The following is a 15,602-nucleotide window of genomic DNA, read 5'->3' as shown; positions in this document are numbered from 1 at the left end:
CCCTAAACTCCGAGATCATGTCTCTTCGGAGGAAGCTGGTGCGACTTCGCCCCCTGATCGCCACCGCGATCATGCTGGCGCTGCTCCCCGCGGCGCCGGCGTTCGCCGACGATCCCACGCCGACACCGTCCCCCAGCGCCGCCGCGAGCGCCGAAGAGAAGATCGAGGAGGGCTTAGCGGTCGACGGCGGCACCGTGCGCGCCATCGTCGAGCTGACCGACCCCGGCCAGCACGCCCCGGTGGCGGGCAAGGCCGCCGCCGACAGCGTCGAGGTGCTGCTGCAGCCGCAGAGCCAGCCGTTCATGGTGGTCGAGGGCACGGCGGAAGAACTGGCCGCGCTCGCCGAGGACCCCCGGGTCACCTCCATCCACCGCGACCGCGCCTACCCGCCCGCCCTGGCCTCCAGCATCAAGCAGATCGGGGCCGACCAGGCGCACGCCGCCGGCCACACCGGGGCCGGGCAGAACGTCGCCATCCTGGACACCGGCATCGACCTGGACCACCCGTTCCTGGGGAACCGGGTGGTGGCCGAGGCGTGCTTCTCCGCCGTGGACGCGAGCACGGAGTCGCTCTGCCCCAACGGCGAGCCCAGCCAGACCGGCCGCGGCGCGGCCGACGCCACCACCGCCAAGTGCCTGCTCGACGGGGTCAACCTGTGCGACCACGGCACGCACGTGGCCGGTATCGCCGCCGGCACCGGCGGGGTCGCGCCCGGCGCGGGCATCATCGCGGTGCAGGTGTTCAGCCGGGTCAACGACGAGGACCTGTGCGGGGCGGCCGCCTGCCTGCTGGCGTACGAGTCGTCGCTGCGGCTGGCCCTGGACCACGTGGCCTCGCTCACCGAGCCGATCGCGGCGGTGAACCTGAGCCTCGGCGGCATGCCGTACCAGACCACCTGCGACGACAGCGAGGAGGGACAGATCTTCAAGCCGAAGATCGACGCCCTGCTCGCCAGGAACATCGCCACCGTGGTCGCGGCCGGCAACGAGTACTTCGAGGGCGCCTCGTTCCCCGCCTGCATCAGCTCCGCCGTGTCCGTCGGCGCCAACGACGACGGCGACGCCATCGCCGACTTCTCCAACCGGGGCGCGCTGCTCGACCTGTTCGCGCCCGGCGTGGACATCGAGTCGTCGGTGCCGGACGACCAGATGACCGTCTACAGCGGCACGTCCATGGCCACCCCGCACGTGGCGGGCGCGCTGGCGCTGCTGAAGGCGCAGTCGCCGCAGACGCCGATGCCTGAGCTGATCGCCAAGCTCGTCGCCACCGGCAGGCCGTACGTCTACCAGGTCGGCGGCGCCGAGGTGCGCACGCCGCGGCTGGACGTGGCGGCGGCGGTGACCGGCAGCGCGCCGCAGCCGGACGTCAGCCAGAGCCCGCCGACCGCCCCCAACCCGACGGACCCGGGCCCCACAGACCCCGACCCGACCGACCCCGACCCGACCGACCCGGACCCGACCGACCCCGACCCTGCCGATCCGGAACCGTCCGGCCCGACGCCCCAGCCGGAGCCGTCGCAGGACCCGACGCCGGTGCCGCTGCCCACCGTCACCGTCACGGTCACGATCACCGTCACCCCGACCCCGCCCGCGAAGGCGGCGCCGGTCTGCACCCGGGGCACCGCGGGCAAGCGGCTGACCGCCAAGCAGTGGGCCAAGGAGATCCACCGCGGCAGCGGCACGATGAGCGACGAGACGCTCGGCTGCTACCTCAAGCTCGTGGGCAAGGCCAGCAAGGTGTTCCCCGAAGTGACCAAGGCCTCGTCGCTGGGCAAGGCGTACCGGGTGCTCAAGAGCACCAGGACGGCCAAGCGGAAGCTCGACAGCGCGCTGCTGGCAGGCTGGCTCAACTGGGCGCACGGCTCGAACGGCACCAAGACCCTCGGCTCCGCGGAGAAGGTGCGGCTGTCGAAGAAGTCGACGGGAGCCTCGCTCAAGAAGGCCGCCGCCAAGGTGATCAAATCCCGGTAAAGGGCTGGGCAACCGAGGCGTCACGGACGACGCGACCGGGGAGCAATCCGCCGTGCCGTCCGCTCGACGCCCTCGGAGGAACCAGTGGGATCTCGCTCCGCGCTCGCCTGCGCGCTCGCCCTGACCGCGGTGCTGGCCGCGCCCGCGGGACACGCGGGCGCCCGGGACGGCGCTCCGGACGGCGTGCGGGGCGAGGCCTCGGGTGACGCGTCGGACGGCGCTCCACGGCGGGCTCCACAGGCCGCTCCCCGGAATGCTCCACGGAGCGCCGAGGACGGTGACGGGCCCAAGGTCGGCCGGGGCCTGACCGCGCGGGTCCGCGCCGAGCGGAGGGTCCGCTCCATCGTCGAGCTGCGGCCCGGTCATCCGGTGGGCGGCGTCGCCACGGACGTCGAGCGCGCCTCGCCGGGGTCCAGGGTGCTGGAGATGTCCGCCTCGGCCGGCTTCCTCGTCGCCGAGGTCGACGCCGCCGCGCTGGCCGAGCTCCGCAGGGACCGCCGGGTCAGGGCCGTGTACGCCGACCGGCTGAGCGTGCCGTTCCTGGCCGAGAGCACCAGGGTGATCGGCTCCGACGACGCGAACGCGGCCGGCTGGACGGGCCGCGGCGCCACCGTCGCCGTCCTGGACCTGGGCGTCGACGGCGACCATCCCTTTCTGACCGGCCGCATCGTGGACCAGGCCTGCTTCTCCACCACCGACCCGACGACCGGGGCCGTCTCCCTGTGCCCGAACGGCCGCGACACCCAGACCGGCCCAGGAGCCGCGAACAGCTCGATCAGGCGCTGCATGGCGGGCGGCGTCAACCAGTGCGGCCACGGCACCCACGTGGCCGGCATTGCGGCCGGCCGGTTCGCGCCCGGCGCCCCGGCGAACGGGGTCGCCCCCGGCGCCTCGATCCTGCCCGTCCAGGTCTTCAGCCGCCTCGACTCCCCGGCGGGATGCGCGCAGGTCGGCGCGGGGACGCCCTGCTTCGTCAGCTACACCTCCGACCAGAAGCTGGCGCTGGAGTACGTCGCGCGCGTGGCCAGGAGGCACAACGTGGCCTCGGTGAACATGAGCTTCGGCGGGTCCGGCCCGTACGAGCGGCACTGCGACGCCGACCCGGAGGCGGGGGCGCTCAAGGGCGAGTTCGACGCGCTGGTGGGCCTCGGCGTCGCGCCCGTGGTGGCGGCCGGCAACGGGGGGCGCGCCGGCGTCTCGGCGCCGGCCTGCGTCTCCAGCGCCGTCGCGGTGGGCGCCACCGACGACGCCGACCAGATCGCCGCCTTCTCGAACCGGGGGCGGCTGCTGGACCTGTTCGCCCCGGGCGTGGCGATCACATCCTCGGTGCCGGACGACTCGTACGGGACCATGAGCGGCACCTCCATGTCCACGCCGCACGTGGCGGGCGCGTTCGCGGTGATGCGGCAGGCGTACCCGGCGCTCGACCCGGCGCGGGCCCTGCGGCGGCTGCAGGAGACCGGCCGGCCGGTCGCGGGCGGCGGCCCCGTGCGACGCCTCGACGTGGGGCGCGCGACCGCGACCGCCGCTCCGCGCTGAGCGGTCACCTCGGCATGAGCCGTCCCTACTTGGCATGAGTTGGACACACGCGTCCGACTTGCGCCGCTTAGGGTGGCTCTATGGACGCAGGTAAGGCGATCTTCGATACCGTTGAAAAACTCCGGCAGCGACGTACCGCGCCGCTCGTGCTCGAACTCGACCTCACGGAGGGACTGACTGAGGGACCGCCCGCCGACCCGCTCGCCGCGCTGATGTCCATGCGCAAGCCCCGCCTCTCCGACGTGCTGGCCGGGCTGAAGCGAGCACGGCAGGACTCACGGGTCAAGGCGCTGATCGTGAAGATCGGCGGCAATCCGATCGGGCTGGCGACCGTGCAGGAGCTGCGCCAGGCCGTCGTCCAGTTCCGCGCCTCCGGCAAGCAGACCGTGGCCTTCGCCGAGACGTTCGGCGAGTTCGGCGCCGGGACCGTCCCCTACTTCCTGGCCAGCGCGTTCGAGCGGGTCTACCTGCAGCCGAGCGGCGACGTGGGCCTGACCGGCGTGGTCCTGGAGCAGCGCTTCCTGAAGAACGCGCTGGGCAAGCTCGGCGTCGACTACCAGGTCGGCCAGCGCCACGAGTACAAGACCGCGGCCAACACCTTCACCCAGGACCACATGACCGAGCCGCACCGCGAGTCGATGGCCCGCATCGTGGAGTCGGTGACCGAGCAGCTCGTCGCGGGCATCGCCGAGGGCCGGCGGCTCGACCCCGCCAAGGTGCGCGAGCTGATCGACCGCGGCCCGTTCATCGGCGCCGAGGCGCTGGAGGCCGGCCTGGTCGACGGCCTGGCCTACCGGGACGAGGTGTACGACGAGGTCAAGCGGTCCGCCGGCGCGGACGCCCACCTGCAGTACGTGTCCCGCTACCACCGGGCGTCGGCCGTCAAGAAGCTCCCCCAGCCGACCGCCGACGGCATCGCGCTCGTGCACGGCAGCGGCGCGATCCGCACCGGCCGCAGCGGCCGCGGCCCGCTCGGCGGGGGCGGCGCGATGGGCTCCGACACGATCAGCGCCGCACTGCGCGCCGCCCGCCGCGACCAGCACGTCAAGGCCGTGGTGTTCCGGGTCGACAGCCCCGGCGGCTCGTACGTGGCCTCCGACACGGTGTGGCGTGAGGTGGTGCTGACGCGCGAGGTCAAGCCCGTGATCGTGTCGATGGGCGACGTGGCTGCCTCCGGCGGCTACTTCGTCGCGATGGCCGCCGACGTGATCATGGCCCAGCCGGGCACCCTCACCGGGTCGATCGGCGTCCTGGGCGGCAAGCCGGTGCTGTCCGAGCTGATGGGGAAGATCGGCGTGGACACCGAGCAGGTCTCCGAGGGGGCCAACGCCGGCATGTTCTCCACCAGCCGGGCCTTCTCCCCCGAGCAGTGGGACCGGGTCAACGCCTGGCTGGACCGGATCTACGACGACTTCGTGGGCAAGGTGGCCCAGGCCCGCGACCTGAGCCGCGAGCGCGCCCACGAGCTGGCCCGAGGCCGCGTGTGGACGGGCGCCGACGCCCGCGAGCGCGGCCTGGTGGACGAGCTGGGCGGCCTGGAGGACGCGCTGCTGCTGGCCAGGAAGCGGGTCGGCCTGGCGGAGGAGGCCCCGGTCCGGGTCTACCCGAAGCTCAACCCGCTGGAGCGCCTGCGCGGCCCCGAGTCGAGCGAGGACAAGGCCGCGGCCCTGGCCCGGGTGCGCCTGGACGCCTGGGGCCCGCTGGCCCGGCTCTCCGCCGAGCTCGGCCTCCCGGCGATCGGCCCGCTCGCGCTCCCCGCGTGGTACCGGATCCGCTAGGCGCTCACCGAGCGGTAGCGGCCGCGCAGGCGGATGAGCGGCCGCAGGCCCGGGGTGACGTAGTCGACGCTGAGCACCCGGGCCACGAACAGGGTATGGTCGCCGGCCGGCACCACCTGCGCGGTCTCCGCCTCCAGCGCCGCGACGCCGCCGTCGAGCACGATCGCGTCCGAGTACGCGCCGCGGTGGTGCGGGGCGCCCGCCACGAGATGGCGGGCGCTCGGCCGGCCCGCGGCCGCGAACCGGCTCGCCATCGCCGCCTGTCCTGACGACAGCAGCGAGCACGCCCACCGGTCGCGGCGCAGCAGCACCTCGCTGAGGTAGCCCCGGCTGCCCAGGCTCACGAGCACCAGCGGCGGATCGAGCGACACGGACATCAGCGCGGAGATGGTGACGCCCAGGTCGTCGCGGTCGTCGCGCACGGTGACGACCGACACGCCCGCCGCGAGCTGCCCCATCGCGTCGGTGAACTCGCTCACCGCCGGGCCCCCCGGGAGCCGGGGAGCCTGGCGGGCGGGAGCGTCAGCCCAGGCCGTTCGAGGTCAGCCATTCCTCGGCCACCGTGGCGGGCTCGTCCTTGTTGACGGAGATCTTCTGCATCATCTCCAGCAGCGAGTCCGTCGTCAGCTTGGCGGACACGCCGTTGAGCGTGGTCCGGACCGTGTCGTCCGCCGTGGCCTTGTGGACCAGCGGGGTGACGTTCTGCGCCGGGAAGATGTTCTTGGTGTCCTCCAGCGGCGTCAGCTCGTTGACGGTCATCTTCGGGTCGGTGCTGAAGACGTTGCCCACCTGGATGGAGCCGTCCTTGATGGCGTCGGCCGTCGTCGGCCCGGTGGGCTTCCACTCCTTGAACTCGATCCCGTACACGTCCTTGAAGCGCTGCTCCCACCGCTCCTTGAACTCCGGCGGGCCGCCCACCACCCAGTCCTTGGAGACCTTGGCCAGGTCGTCCATGGTGGCGACCTCGGCGGCGGACTTCTTGGTGACCGAGAGGGTGTCCTTGTCCTCGGCGGGCGAGGAGTCGAGCACCTCCAGCTCCGGCGGCAGCTTCTCCTTCAGCGCCGCGTTGATCTCCTCGGCGGTGGCGGCCGTGCTCTCCTTGTCGACGTAGGCGAGCAGGTTGCCGTTGTACTCGGGAACGACCGACAGCCCGCCGCTCTTCACCTGGTCGTAGACGACCTCGCGGCTGCCGATCCTGGGCTTCTCCTCGACCTTGACGCCCTTGGCCTCCAGCGCCTGGGCGTAGATCGACGCGAGCAGCACGCTCTCGTCGAAGTCGAACGACCCGATCACGACCGTCCCCCCGCCGGAAGCCGTACCGCCCGGCGTCGCGGCCGTGGTCTGCAGCGGGTTGTCACCACCGCCGCCGCCACAGCCGGCCAGCGCGAGCGCCGCGGTCAGGAGCACCGCCGCGGTGCCGAACATGCGTCTCATCAGTTGTTTCCCCTTCTAGCGGGAGGTTGCACCACTGTCACGTACCTTCAGCCGCCGGCTCACCCCCGGAGAGACGGTCACCCTCTGCACGAGGGTGAAACCGACCTGCACCACGAGCGCGAACAGCACAATCAACACAGAACCCCCGAAAACGCTCGCGTAATCCTGTGTCGCGAAACCGTCGATGACGAACCGGCCGAGCCCGCCCAGTCCGGTGTAGGCCGCGACCGTGGTGGTCGCGACCACCTGGATGGCCGAGAGCCGGAGCCCCAGCAGGATCAGCGGCAGCGCCACCGGCACCAGCACCTTCCCCAGCACCTGCCCGCCACGCAGCCCCATCCCGTACGCGGCGTCGCGCAGCTCGGGGTCGACCCCCCTGATCCCCTCGAAGGTGTTGACCAGGATCGGCGGCACGGCCAGCAGCACCAGCGGAATGATCACCGGCCAGATCGACGCGGTGCCCAGCAGCAGCACGAACAGCACCAGCGCGCCCAGCGTGGGGATCGCCCGGGCCAGGTTGGCCGAGACCACCACGACCAGGTGGCCCCGGCCCGTGTGGCCGATCAGCAGGCCGAGCGGCACCGCGACCAGCATGGCCAGGAAGAGCGCCAGCGCCGAGAACTCCAGGTGCTCCAGCAGCCGCACCGGGATCCCGTACGGCCCGGACCAGCGCTCGGGGGCGCCGAAGAAGTCGATCAGCCAGTTCACGTCGCCCTCCTCGCCCGTTCCCAGGGGGTGAGCAGCCGTTGCGCGAGCACCAGCAGCCCGTCGGCGACCAGCGCCAGCAGCACGATGAGCCCGATGCCGACCACGACCGGCGGCAGGAACGGGTTCTGGTAGGCGCGGGTGAACAGCATGCCGAGCCCGCCCTGCCCGATCAGCGCGCCCACGCTGACCAGGCTGATGCTGGAGACGGCCACCACCCGCAGCCCGGCGATCACGACCGGCGCGGCGATCGGCAGCTCCACCCGGACCAGCCGGCGCAGCGGCGTGAAGCCCATGGCCACGGCCGACTGGCGGACGTGGTCGGGCACCGCGCCGATGCCGTCGACCACGGCGGGGATGAGCACGGCCATCGCGTAGAAGGTCAGCGGAATGATCACGGTGACGGGTGAGAGCCCGGTGACCGAGATCAGCATCATGAACAGCGGCAGCGACGGCAGCGCGTAGAGCACGTTGAACAGGGCCGAGGTGGGCTGGTAGAGCAGCCGCCACCGGATGCAGGCCAGCCCGAGCGGCAGGGCCAGCGCCAGCCCGGCGACGACGGGCACCAGCGACATCAGGAGGTGGTCGCCGAGCAGGTCCTTGATGCTGCCGGCGCGCCCGGTGTCCCAGTTGCGGGCGATCCACTCCCACAGGGAAGGGGGGCCGTCACCCATCGGCGGCCTCCGTCAGCGCCTCGTCGAGCGCCTGCCGGGTGGCCACGCCGACGACCTTGCCGTGCTCGTCCACCGCCACCGCGTGGCCGGACGGCGACAGCAGGGCCGCGTCCAGCGCCGCGCGCATCGAGTCGCGGCCGTGGCGGTAGGTGCCCGCGGGCTCCGGCTGCCCCGGCCGGCCGCGCGCCAGCCAGCCGACCGGCCGCCCGTCGGAGCCGACCACGAGCAGCCACGGCTGGTCGCCGTGCCCATCCCCGTGCCCGTCCCCGTGCCCGTCGGCGCCCTCCGTGACGGTCAGGTCGGTACGCAGCCGCAGCCGGTCGGTGGAGATGAACTGCAGGCGGCGGATGCCCCGGTCACGGCCGAGGAACTCGCGCACGAAGTCGTCGGCCGGCTCGGTCAGCAGCGTCTTGGGGTCGGCGAGCTGCGCCAGCGTGCCGCCCACCCGCAGCACCGCCACCTGGTCGCCCAGCTTGATCGCCTCGTCGATGTCGTGGGTGACGAACACGATGGTCTTGTTCAGCTCGGCCTGGAGCCTGATCAGCTCGTCCTGCAGGCTCGTGCGGACCACCGGGTCGACCGCGCTGAACGGCTCGTCCATGAGCAGCACGGGCGGGTCGGCGGCCAGCGCCCTGGCCACCCCGACCCGCTGCTGCTGCCCGCCGGACAGCTGGAACGGGTAGCGCTCGGCCAGCCCGGGATCGAGCCCGACGCGCTCCAGCAGCTCCATGGCCCGGCCGCGGGCCCGCTTGCGGTCCCAGCCGAGCAGGTACGGGACGGTGGCGATGTTGTCGACCACCTTGCGGTGCGGGAACAGGCCCGCCTGCTGGATCACGTACCCGATGCCGCGACGCAGCACGGGAGGGTCGACGCTCTGCACGGGAGCGCCGTCGAGCAGGATCCGGCCCTCGCTGGGGTCGATCATCCGGTTGATCATCCGGAGCGACGTCGTCTTGCCGCATCCCGACGGCCCGACGAGCACGGTGATCTCCCCCGTGCGCGCCTCAAGGCTCAGCGCGTCCACCGCGACGGTCCCGTCCGGATAGCGCTTGGTGACAGCGTCGAAAGTGATCACGCGCGACCTCCCGCATCGAGCAGGGCCGCGACCCCCTGCCACGACCGCCACATGATCTCTCGAACCCACAGACTACGGCGATCCATCCCGGTCTGGGGCATCGGGTCCGAACTGAACCGCTTCACTGACCTGCGATTCCCCAGGAATTCGCCGCCCGGTAGTGCGCTTCACTTGGGATTGTTGGCATGATTGCCTCCACAATCTCCAGACTCACCGGCGCACCCCCCTTCCCCCCAGCGTCCGCCTTGCCAGCAAGAGGAACCGGTCACCGTGACACACCCGCTCACCGGTCAGCGCTCCCGTCGCGAGCAGATCGCCGAGCTCTACGACAGTCACGCCGCCGGGCTGTTCGTCTACTGTGCCGATCAGCTCGGCGACCCCGGCTCGACAGCCGACGTCCTGGTGTCCGTCCTCACCAGCGCGCCGGAGGACCCTCCGCGAGCCGCCCTGTACGCGTTCGCCCGCCGGGAGATCCACCGGCGCGACGTGGTCTACGCGCCGCCGGTGGTCGACCCGCTGGTCGATCCCGCCTCCGCGCTGGTCGAGCGGATCCTGCGCGAGCTGCGGCCGCAGCAGCGCGAGGTGCTCGTGCTCAGCCACGTCTGCGGGCTCGGCCTCGACGAGCTGGCCTGGGTGCTCGACGTGGCGCCCGACACGGCCGAGGAGCTGTCGCTCAGCGCGGCCCACCGGTTCCGGCAGATCCTCACCATGGCGCTGGCCGCGACCGAGGGGCACGTCTCCAAGCCGATGGCCGACGTCTACGGCGCGCTGTCGGTCGCGCCGCTGCGCGACGTGCTCGGCCGCCTGCCATGGCCGGAGCCGCCGGGGACGCTCCGCATCCACCTGGCCGGCTCGCACACCGCCGATCCGGCGCCGCTGTTCGTCAGGCCGCGCTGGCCCGTGCCGCCGGCCTGGCCGCAGCCGCTCGGCGAGGCCGACCCGGCGACCACGACCGGCCTGTTCCCCCGCGACCTGCTCGCACCGCCGCCGGCGTCCCGCGTCCCCGAGCACGACGCGACCACGGCGCCGATGCCGAAGTACCGCGAGTCCGTGCCGGAGGGCCCCGCCCGGCCCTTCACCGGCGCACGCCCGGGCCCGTCGTCCCTGGCCCCCTTCGAGAACCCGGCGTCCCTCTCCCACCCGCCGTCCACCCCCTTCGAAGCCTTCCGCCCCCGCCGCCCGTCCCACCCCGGACCACACCAGCCCGGACCGACGGCCGGCCCGCCCCGGCTCGGGCCAACTCAGCACGGGCTCTCCCCCGATGGGCCGGGACGGCCGACGCCGCGCGGCGCGAGGCCCGGCATGGGTGAGCCGCTGCTGTCGGCGCCTGCCTTCCTGACCGGGGATGACGTGCTCGACGCGCCCCCGGTGGTCCCGAACCCCGCCGCCCCGGCACCGCCGGTGACCGCGAACCCGCAGGCCACGGCGCCGGCGACCGGTGACTTCCTGGTCCACCAGGGGCAGGTCCGCGAGGCGGGGCCGCTGTTCACCCCGCGCACCCCACCCAAGGAGCCGGTCTACCGCATGCCGTCTCCTCCGGTCGCCCCGCCCGCGCCCGACCGGCGCCAACCGCCGGCCGAGGACCCCTGGCCGGACTCCACCACGACCGGCCCCCTCCCGGGCGGACCTCTCACGGGCGACTCCCGTACGAGCGGATCTGTCACAGGCGGATCTGTCACGGGCGGGTCTGTCACGGGTGGGTCTGTCACGGGCGGGTCCCGTACGGACGGGACTGTCACGGGCGGGTCCCGTACGGACGGGACTGTCACGGGCGGGTCCCGTACGGACGGGACTGTCACGGGCGGCTCCCTCACGGGCGGGTCCGTGACGGGTGGTCTCCTCGTGGGCGGCTCCCGTACGGAGGGCGGGTCCCGGACGGCGAAGGCCGGCACGGCGGGTGGCGCGCAGATGGATGCGCCGCCGGCCAATTCACGCCTCACCCCGGAGCCGGATTCGCCGCAGGCCGGGACCACCCGCAGGCCGGACCCCCTGGCGACGAAGCCGCGCCCCGCCCGCAAGCCCTCAGCGTCGAAGGGACGCCGCCCGCACCCCGCCAAGGGCAGGAAGAAGCGGCGCAATCGTCACCACGACTGGGCGTGGGAGCTGGCGGGCTTCCTGATCTGCGTGGCCATCGCGATGATCGTCTTCTTCTCGGTCCCGATGATCATCAAGCCGTGACCCCGCGGGACCCGTCGAACGCGGCCGGTCAGCGAGGCGGCCTGGGCAGGCCGAGGCCGAGCATGGTGATCAGCTCCCGCTGCACCTCGTTGACGCCGCCGCCGAAGGTGAGCACCAGGCCGCCCTTGACGCCCCGGTCGATCGTCTCCATCAGCCCGGCCGTCTCCGGGTCGGCCGGGTCGCCGTGGCGGGCCAGGATCTCGCCCGCCAGCCGTCCCGCCTCCTGCATCCGCTCCGAGGCGTAGATCTTGGTGGCCGAGGCGTCGGGCGCGCCCAGCCAGCCGAGGTCCATGCTCGCCGCGACCTGCCAGTTCAGCAGCTCGTTCGTACGGAAGAAGGCCCGGATCCGGCCGAGCGCGCGGCGCACGTCCGGCTGGTCGGCCGCGCCCGTCCTGCGTGCCCAGGCCAGCAGGCGGTCGTAGGTCTGGCCGAGGCTTCCGGCGGGGCCGAGCGTCACGCGTTCGTGGTTGAGCTGGTTGACGATCAGGTCCCAGCCCTTGCCCACCTCGCCGACCACCATGTCGGCCGGGACGCGGACGTCGGTGTAGTAGGTGGCGTTCGTGTGGTGGCGGCCGTCCATGGTGGTGATCGGCGTCCAGGAGAAGCCGGGGTCGTCCGTGGACACGATCATCATGGTGATGCCGCGGTGTTTCCTCGCCTCGGGGTCGGTGCGGGCGGCCAGCCAGATGTACTGGGCGTGGTGGGCGCCGCTGGTGAAGATCTTCTGGCCGTTCACCACGTAGTGGTCGCCGTCCAGCACCGCCGTGGTGCGGAGCGAGGCGAGGTCGGTGCCGGCCTCGGGCTCGGTGTAGCCGATCGCGAAGTGGCACTCGCCCGCCAGGATGCTCGGCAGGAACCGCTCCTTCTGCTCCCGCGTCCCGTACTGCATGATCGTCGGCGCGACCGTCTGCACCGAGATGAGCGGGTACGGGACGCCGGCGCGGGCGATCTCGTTGGCGAAGATCTGCTGCTCGATGGGGCCGAGGCCGGCGCCGCCGTACTCCTTCGGCCAGCCGAGGCCGAGCTTGCCGTCGCGGCCGAGGCGGCGGCAGTGCGCCATGTACGCCTCGCCGAACGGGTCCTCGGCGATCTTCGCGCGCTCCTCCCCGGTCAGGCAGGCCGCGAAGTACGCGCGCAGATCCTCCTGGAGCCGGCGCTGGCCGGGGGTCAGGTCGATGAGCATCAGGCGAGCGCTCCGATCAGGTCGAGCTGCGCGTCGGCGCCGCCGAGCAGGTGCGCCAGGTGCTTGGCGTGCGCGAAGTAGCGGTGCAGCGGGTACGTCACGTCCAGCCCCAGGCCGCCGTGCAGGTGCTGGCAGGTGTAGAGGGCGCGGGCCGCCTCGGTCGTGTGGTACCCGGCCAGCGCCACGTCCTCCTCGGCGGGCAGTCCCTCGGCCAGCCGCCAGGCGCCGGACCACAGGGCCACGTCGAGCGCCCGAGCCGTGATGTAGACGTCGGCGACCTGTGTGGTGACGGCCTGGAACTCGGCCAGCGCCCGGCCGAACTGCCGGCGGTTCCTGACGTGGTCGACGGTCAGGCGCAGCGCCCCGGCGAGCACCCCTGACGCCTGCGCGGCCACGGCCACGGTGTGCAGCAGGCGCATCCCCGCCACCGCCTCGGGCCCGGCGACCCGCTCGGCCGGGGCGGCGTCGAACGTCACCGTCGCGACGGCCTCCCCCGTCGAGGCGAACTCGGACACCGCGACCACGGCGTCGGCCTCACCCTCCGAGACGGACGCCGGGGCGGTCGCTCCGGCCGTCGCGGCGTCGCCGGGGGCGCGGATCAGGAAGAGGCCCTCGTCGGCGGTCACCAGCAGGTCGCCCTCCGGGTAGGCGACGCCGCACTTGCGGCCGGTCAGCACCCAGCCGTCCGTCTTCCGCTCGGCGGTGGTGGCGGGCGGGTCGGCCAGGGCCCTGCCCGGCTCCCTGATGGCGACCGTGGAGACGGCGGCGCCGGTCAGCCGTCTCTGCTGGTCCGGGTTGCCGTACCGGCTCGCGGCGAGCGTGCTCACCAGGGTGGCGGCCAGCGGGCCCGGCGCCGCCCGCGCGCCGGCCTCACGCAGCACCACCGCCATCTCGACCGGTCCCAGCCCCGCGCCGCCCGCGCTCTCGGGCACGCAGATCGCCGTCAGGCCCGCCGCGCGCAGCGCCTGCCACAGGCCGGGGTCGTACGGCGCGCCGCCGCGTTCGTGCGCCTCCAGCCGTTCCTGGCTCGCCTCCTTGGCCAGCAGGCCGGCGGCCAGCTCACGCAGGGCTTCCTGGGTCTCGTCCAGGCCGAAGTCCATCCGTGCCTCCACCAAGCGCTCGGTCAACCGAAAACTAGAACAGATTCCAATATGTGTCCAGCGCTGATTAATCCGAATAACTCTCGATATATCCATGAAACGCCGGAGACATGCACTGATAGGCCTTCTTTGTGACTCGCGAGTAACAAGCCGGGGCGTCGGGAAATCAGATAACGTGTTCTTATGCGCACTCCGCAGGCGGCCCTTCAGGGAGCCATCGCCGCACCCCCCACCACCCCCGAGAGGACCATGGAGCACGACCTCACCGCCGACGGGCTCCCGTCCGGCGGCCCCCTACCGGGCGGACAGGGCGCCCGATCGCGCAGCCAGCACCAGCGCCGCAAGCGCATCGTCCAGGCCGCCGCGGCCCTCGCCTCGCGCGGCGGGGTCGAGGCCATGCAGATGCGCACCGTCGCCGAGCGGGCGGGCGTGGCGCTCGGCACCCTCTACCGCTACTTCCCGTCCAAGATGGATCTCGTCGTGGCGGTCGTCGGCGAGGAGATCGACCTGCTGGAGAGCAGCATCGAGCGCCGTCCGCCGAGCGCGGACACCGCGTCGGGGCGCGCGGTCGACGTGCTGATGCGGGCCACCCGGGGGCTCATGCGCGAGCCCGAGCTGGCCGACGCGCTCATCCGCTCGCTCATCCTCGCCGACGACGTCGAGATCCCCCTCGGCGACCGCATGGCCGGCCTCCTGCTCCGCGTCTCCACCGGTGGCCTCACCCCCGAGCAGGCCACCGAGGAGCAGCTCGCCCTGGCGGGCTCGCTGGCGAGCGTCTGGGTCCAGGAGCTCCTGGAGATCCTCCGCGGCCGGCGCACCCACGACCAGATCCAGCGGCGCATCGAGATCGCCGCCTCCCGCCTGCTCGGCGACATCTGACGCTGCCCGGTCCGGCGTTGGCCGGATCTTTGCGGATGTTGGCTTCCCGGCCGCTCGCCCGTACACCCGTCGGAGGCGCAAGCTGGTCGGCATGAGAATGCTCGCGATCACCCAGGACTCGCTCGGCGGGCCCGAGGTGCTGAAGGTGACGGAAACCGACAGGCCGGTGCCCGGCCCGACCGAGGTGCTGGTACGGGTGGAGGCCACCTCGGTCAACCCGACCGACTGGAAGACACGCGCCACCGGCGGGCTGCTGGGCGCGCCGCCGTTCACCCTCGGGCACGACGTCTCCGGCGTGGTGGAGGACTCCGGGATCGGCCAGGTCCTGTACGCGCCGGGCGACGAGGTCTTCGGCATGCTGCGCTACCCCTTCGGCAACGGCGCCTACGCCCAGTACGTCACGGCGCCGTCCCGTCACTTCGTCCGCAAGCCGCCCGCCGCCGACCACGTGGAGGCGGCCGCCGTCCCGCTCGCCGCGCTGACCGCGTGGCAGGCGCTGGTCGACGTCGCCGGGCTCAAAGAGGGCCAGCGCGTCCTGGTGCACGCGGCGGCCGGCGGGGTGGGCCACTTCGCGGTGCAGATCGCCAAGGCGCGCGGCGCGCACGTGATCGGCACCGCGAGCGCGGGCAAGCACGAGTTCCTGCGCCGGCTCGGCGCGGACGAGCTCGTCGACTACCGCGCCGTCGACTTCGCCGAGACGGTACGCGACGTGGACGTGGTGCTGGACGGCATCGCCGGCGACTACGGGCATCGCTCGCTGCGCGTCCTGCGCCCCGGCGGCACGCTCGTCACGCTCGCCCTGTCGGCGATGGACGAGGCGGTGCACGACGAGGCGGCCGCGCTGGGCATCAGGTCGGCGGCCATGCTGGTGGAGCCGGACCACGCCGCCATGCGCACGCTGGCGGCGCTGATGGAGGCGGGGAGGCTGCGCGCTGAGGTGGCCGCCGTCCTGCCGCTGACGGAGGCGGCCAAGGCGCACGAGCTCGGCGAGACCGGCCGCACCACGGGCAAGATCGTTCTCACGGTGCCGCACTGATCGCGCCACGCCCCCGGCCGGACGCGCCCGGGGGCGTTGCCGCAGAGGGCG

13 protein-coding genes are annotated in these 15,602 nt (G+C 73.1%); 6 read left to right on the top strand and 7 right to left on the bottom strand.

The features are described 5' to 3' along the window. The first annotated feature begins 17 nt into the window (after positions 1-17). The 3 genes from ACQEUU_RS32060 to sppA all read left to right on the top strand — a co-directional run bounded on the left by ACQEUU_RS32060 (position 18) and on the right by sppA (position 5,287). Positions 18-1,970, top strand: a complete 1,953-nt coding sequence (locus ACQEUU_RS32060; protein ID WP_433072843.1) for a S8 family peptidase — start codon at positions 18-20, stop codon at positions 1,968-1,970. An 84-nt stretch (positions 1,971-2,054) separates the two neighbouring features. Continuing rightward, positions 2,055-3,509 (top strand): S8 family peptidase, encoded by a 1,455-nt coding sequence (locus tag ACQEUU_RS32055; RefSeq protein ID WP_433072841.1) that lies wholly within the window; start codon positions 2,055-2,057, stop codon positions 3,507-3,509. Between the two features lie 80 nt (positions 3,510-3,589). After that, the gene (gene sppA / locus ACQEUU_RS32050) at positions 3,590-5,287 is read left to right on the top strand and encodes a signal peptide peptidase SppA (protein WP_433072839.1); all 1,698 of its coding nucleotides are present in this window, start codon (positions 3,590-3,592) and stop codon (positions 5,285-5,287) included. Here the strand turns inward: sppA and ACQEUU_RS32045 are convergent. The 5 genes from ACQEUU_RS32045 to ACQEUU_RS32025 are packed head-to-tail and all read right to left on the bottom strand — an operon-like array spanning position 5,284 to position 9,175. After that, positions 5,284-5,766 carry a flavin reductase family protein gene (locus ACQEUU_RS32045; protein ID WP_433072837.1) on the bottom strand — a complete coding sequence of 161 codons (483 nt, stop codon included), beginning with the start codon at positions 5,764-5,766 and terminating at the stop codon, positions 5,284-5,286. The genes sppA and ACQEUU_RS32045 overlap by 4 nt on opposite strands. Positions 5,767-5,809: 43 nt before the next feature. Next, positions 5,810-6,721 carry an ABC transporter substrate-binding protein gene (locus tag ACQEUU_RS32040; RefSeq protein WP_433072835.1) on the bottom strand — a complete coding sequence of 304 codons (912 nt, stop codon included), beginning with the start codon at positions 6,719-6,721 and terminating at the stop codon, positions 5,810-5,812. A 15-nt stretch (positions 6,722-6,736) separates the two neighbouring features. Continuing rightward, entirely contained in the window at positions 6,737-7,429 is a 693-nt protein-coding gene (locus ACQEUU_RS32035) for an ABC transporter permease (protein WP_433072833.1), read from the bottom strand. Then, a complete protein-coding gene (locus ACQEUU_RS32030) occupies positions 7,426-8,100 on the bottom strand; it encodes an ABC transporter permease (protein WP_433072831.1) in 675 nt (224 codons plus the stop codon). The genes ACQEUU_RS32035 and ACQEUU_RS32030 overlap by 4 nt, the downstream gene beginning before the upstream one ends. Further along, positions 8,093-9,175: an ABC transporter ATP-binding protein gene (locus ACQEUU_RS32025; protein ID WP_433072829.1), complete on the bottom strand. Its 1,083-nt coding sequence runs from the start codon at positions 9,173-9,175 to the stop codon at positions 8,093-8,095. Before ACQEUU_RS32025 ends, ACQEUU_RS32030 begins: the two co-directional genes overlap by 8 nt. A gap of 270 nt (positions 9,176-9,445) precedes the next feature. On the opposite strand from ACQEUU_RS32025, the gene ACQEUU_RS32020 reads away from it, so the two are divergent. After that, positions 9,446-11,353, top strand: coding sequence for a hypothetical protein (locus tag ACQEUU_RS32020; RefSeq protein ID WP_433072827.1), 1,908 nt, complete (start codon positions 9,446-9,448; stop codon positions 11,351-11,353). 28 nt (positions 11,354-11,381) lie between these two features. On the opposite strand, the gene ACQEUU_RS32015 is transcribed toward ACQEUU_RS32020, so the two are convergent. Further along, positions 11,382-12,536, bottom strand: coding sequence for an acyl-CoA dehydrogenase family protein (locus tag ACQEUU_RS32015; RefSeq protein WP_433072825.1), 1,155 nt, complete (start codon positions 12,534-12,536; stop codon positions 11,382-11,384). Next, positions 12,536-13,663: an acyl-CoA dehydrogenase family protein gene (locus ACQEUU_RS32010; protein WP_433072823.1), complete on the bottom strand. Its 1,128-nt coding sequence runs from the start codon at positions 13,661-13,663 to the stop codon at positions 12,536-12,538. Before ACQEUU_RS32010 ends, ACQEUU_RS32015 begins: the two co-directional genes overlap by 1 nt. Before the next feature lie 222 nt (positions 13,664-13,885). On the opposite strand from ACQEUU_RS32010, the gene ACQEUU_RS32005 reads away from it, so the two are divergent. After that, complete coding sequence (locus ACQEUU_RS32005) at positions 13,886-14,515, top strand: TetR family transcriptional regulator (protein WP_433074453.1); 630 nt, start codon at positions 13,886-13,888, stop codon at positions 14,513-14,515. A 97-nt stretch (positions 14,516-14,612) separates the two neighbouring features. Next, the gene (locus ACQEUU_RS32000; RefSeq protein WP_433074450.1) at positions 14,613-15,551 is read left to right on the top strand and encodes an NADP-dependent oxidoreductase; all 939 of its coding nucleotides are present in this window, start codon (positions 14,613-14,615) and stop codon (positions 15,549-15,551) included. Positions 15,552-15,602 lie beyond the last annotated feature (51 nt).

The organism is Nonomuraea sp. CA-218870 (assembly GCF_050936535.1).
Taxonomy (GTDB): domain Bacteria; phylum Actinomycetota; class Actinomycetes; order Streptosporangiales; family Streptosporangiaceae; genus Nonomuraea; species Nonomuraea corallina.
The sequence above is the reverse complement of the archived record's forward strand: the minus strand, read 5'-3'. Positions and strand labels throughout refer to the sequence as shown.